Source organism: Inquilinus sp., from assembly GCF_057815775.1.
Map to the genome: position 1 here is coordinate 1 of NZ_JBYRFX010000882.1, position 3,520 is coordinate 3,520.

The 3,520-nt window shown below is 68.3% G+C and carries 2 protein-coding genes and 1 pseudogene; 1 reads left to right on the top strand and 2 read right to left on the bottom strand.

All coding sequences use genetic code 11. The features are described 5' to 3' along the window. Together AC3XYG_RS31725 and aspS are read right to left on the bottom strand one after the other, a co-directional pair. Window positions 1–1,088 (bottom strand): ABC transporter substrate-binding protein (locus AC3XYG_RS31725; RefSeq protein WP_489143880.1); only part of this gene is annotated, 1,088 nt, incomplete at its 3' end. A 257-nt stretch (window positions 1,089–1,345) separates the two neighbouring features. Next, complete coding sequence (gene aspS / locus AC3XYG_RS31730) at window positions 1,346–3,145, bottom strand: aspartate--tRNA ligase (protein ID WP_489143881.1); 1,800 nt, start codon at window positions 3,143–3,145, stop codon at window positions 1,346–1,348. A 136-nt stretch (window positions 3,146–3,281) separates the two neighbouring features. On the opposite strand from aspS, the pseudogene AC3XYG_RS31735 reads away from it, so the two are divergent. Further along, window positions 3,282–3,520, top strand: a pseudogene (locus AC3XYG_RS31735) (hypothetical protein); the annotation flags it as partial.

Genomic DNA, 3,520 nt, shown 5'->3' on the forward strand with positions numbered 1-3,520 from the left:
GTCACCGGGTTGTTGGTCACCAGCAGGGTGAAGGACGGGTTCGGCACCCCGGCCTCGGCCAGCAGGGCCTTGGCCTTGTCGAGGTCGCGCGGCGGCAGCGGGTGGCCGGCATCGTAGAACCGCGTGCCCGGCGCCTCGGTCTGGTTGCTCGGGATAAACAGCCCATCATAGGTGACGGCGTTGATCGCGTCGCGGTCGAGCGACAATTCGAGCGCCTGCCGCACCTTCGCATCCTGCCCGATTGGGCTGTTCGCCTGGTCGCCGTGATGGATGTTGAAGGTGATCAGGTCGTAGGCCAGCGACGGCGCCTGGACCAGGGCGACGCCCGGGTCGTCGCGCACCGTGGGCAGGTCGGTCGCCGCCACATGCTCGACGATGTCGAGGTCGCCGGAGCGCAAATTGACCAGCCGCACGGTCTCGTCCGGGATCGGCAAGTAGGTCACCGAATCGACGAAGATCTGATCCTTGTTCCAGTACCGGTCGAACCGCTTCAGCAGGATGTGGTCGCCCTGGCGCCGTTCGACGAATACGAACGGGCCTGCGCAGACCGGGTGCTGGCCGATGGCGTCGCCGGCCGCTTCCAGCGCCTTCGGCGACAGCATCATGCCGGCGCGGTCGGACAGCACCGCCACCAGCGGCGCATAGGGCTGCAACAGCGTGATCCTGACCGTCAGCCGGTCGACCGCCGTGACCTCCGCCACCGGCTTCAGCTCCGACTTCCGGCGCGAGATCGGCGCGGTGCGGTAGCGGTCGAGATTGACCTTCACCGCCGCGGCGTCGAACGGCTCGCCATCCTGGAACACCACGCCATCGCGCAGGGCCAGGGTGAGGGTCTTGTTGTCGGGCGACCAGGTCCAGCCGGTGGCCAGCTGCGGTTCGAAGCCGCCGCCCGGCGCGACGCCGACCAGCTTGTCGCAGAGCGCCGCGAAGATCTCGCGGCCGGAGACCGACCCGCCCTGCGCGGGGTCGAGGATGTCGGGGTCGGCATCGATGCCGATGCGGATGCCGGCGGCCACGGCCGGCGATGCCATGACCGGCATGGCGACGAGCGCCGCGATGATGACGGCTGCCCCACGAAATCCCAGCATGCGAATGCGTCCCTGCCAATCTTGTCCGGTCTGCCGGCAGGGCGGGATGAACCGCGCGATGCCGGGCCAGGAGGGCAGGCTAACACACTTGTCCGACGAGTCGACCCGGTGTGGTCCGACGTTGACCTATCGTGGCCACCATCTTTCCCAAGTGTCATGCCACGGCTTGACCGTGGCATCCAGGGGCGGCCAGAGCAGCTCTTTGTGGCCCCTGGATTGCCCGGTCAAGCCGGGCAATGACAACAAAAGGATACGGCTCAGCCGGCCTTCTTCGGCAGGTCGAGCTTGATCGACAGTTCCTTCAGGCGGGCGGCATCGACCTCGGCCGGGGCGCCCATCAGCAGGTCTTCCGCGCGCTGGTTCATCGGGAAGGCGATGACCTCGCGGATGTTCGGCTCGTCCGCCAGCATCATGACGATGCGGTCGATGCCCGGCGCCGAACCGCCATGCGGCGGCGCGCCGAAGCGGAAGGCCGACAGCATGCCGCCGAACTTCGCCTCGAGCACGTCGCGGTCGTAGCCGGCGATCTCGAACGCCTTGACCATGATCTCCGGCTTATGGTTCCGGATCGCGCCCGAGGACAGTTCGATGCCGTTGCAGACGATGTCGTACTGGAACGCGTTGATGGTCAGCGGGTCCTGCGTCTCCAGCGCCTCCAGCCCGCCCTGCGGCATCGAGAACGGATTGTGGCTGAAGTCGATCTGCCCGGTCTCCTCGTTCAGCTCATACATCGGGAAGTCGACGATCCAGCAGAACTCGAAGCGGTTGCCGTCGATCAGGTCCATGTCCTGGCCGATCCGGGTGCGGGCGAAGCCGGCCATCTTGGCGGCCGCGGCCGGCAGGTCGGCGACGAAGAATACCGCATCGCCGTCGGACGCCCCGGTCGCCGCGCGCAGGGCGGCCTGGGCCTCGTCGGCCAGGAACTTGGCGATCGGGCCCTTGCCGGCGCCAGCCTCGAACAGGATGTAGCCGAGGCCCGGGGCCCCCTGCTCCTGCGCCCAGCCGTTCAGCTTGTCGAAGAAGCTGCGCGGCCGCTCGCCCACCGCCGGCGCCCGGATGGCACGAACGATGCCGCCCTTCTCGATCACGCCCTTGAAGGCGCGGAAGGTCACGTCCTCGCGGGCGAAGATTTCGGTGACGTCGCAGATCACCAGCGGGTTGCGCAGATCCGGCTTGTCGTTGCCGTATTTCAGCATCGATTCGGCGTAGGGGATGCGCGGGAAGGCGCCCGCCGTCACCGCCTTGGTCTTGCCGGTGAAGCTGGCGAATTCCTCGAACACGCCGCGCAGCACCGGCTCGATCGCCTGGAACACGTCTTCCTGGGTGACGTAGCTCATCTCGAAATCGAGCTGGTAGAACTCGCCCGGGCTGCGATCGGCGCGGCTGTCCTCGTCGCGGAAGCAGGGCGCGATCTGGAAGTAGCGGTCGAAGCCGGCCACCATCAGCAGCTGCTTGAACTGCTGCGGCGCCTGCGGCAGGGCATAGAACTTGCCGGGATGCTGGCGCGCCGGCACCAGGAAGTCGCGCGCGCCTTCCGGGCTCGACGCCGTCAGGATCGGCGTCTGGAACTCGCGGAAGCCCTGGTCGATCATGCGGCGGCGGATCGAGGAGATGACCTCGCTGCGCAGCACGATGTTGCGCTGCATCTTCTGGCGGCGCAGGTCGAGGAAGCGGTGGCGCAGGCGGGTGTCCTCGCCGGCCTCTTCGTCGGACGCGACCTGCAGCGGGATCACCTGGGCGGCCGACTGCAGCACGAACTCGTCGATCCGCACCTCGATGCCGCCGGTCGGCAGCTTGTCGTTCGACGTCTCCGCCCCGCGCTTGACCACGGTGCCGGTGATGGTGACGACGCTTTCGACGCGCACCGCCTCGGCCGCCGCGAAATGCGGGCTGTCGGTGTCGACCACGCATTGCGTCAGGCCGTAATGGTCGCGCAGATCGAGGAACAGCAGATTGCCGTGGTCGCGCTTGCGATGGACCCAGCCCGACAGGCGGACGGTGTCACCGGCCTGTTCGGGACGAAGCTGGCCGCAGGTGTGGGTGCGGTAGGCGTGCATGGGGATGCTCTCGGACCAGGGCAGAAACGCCGGTCAGTGACACCCCGGGTGCCGGCCTGTCAAGCCGCGGCTCGACGCCCCTGCCCTCCTTCGACAGAATGGCTGCCGCTTCGCCCCGACTTCAGGCCCGTTCGGCATGCGCTGGCTCCTCGGCTTCCTCCTCTCGCTCGCCGCCTTCGGTGCCGCCGCGGCAGACCCGCCACCGCCGTTCTTCGCCGCTGCCGATTGCCCGGCCGACACCCACTGGCCGGACGGCATCACGGCGCAATGCGGCACCGTCACGGTGCTGGAGGATCGCACCAAACCCGACGGGCCGCGCATCGCACTGGCAGTGGCGACGCTGTGGCGAACGGGACAGGAGCTGGCGCCCGACCC

Excerpts from the sequence above, each read along its gene's own strand:
- aspS (WP_489143881.1), bottom strand. The coding sequence starts at position 3,145 with ATGCACGCCTACCGCACCCACACCTGCGGCCAGCTTCGTCCCGAACAG.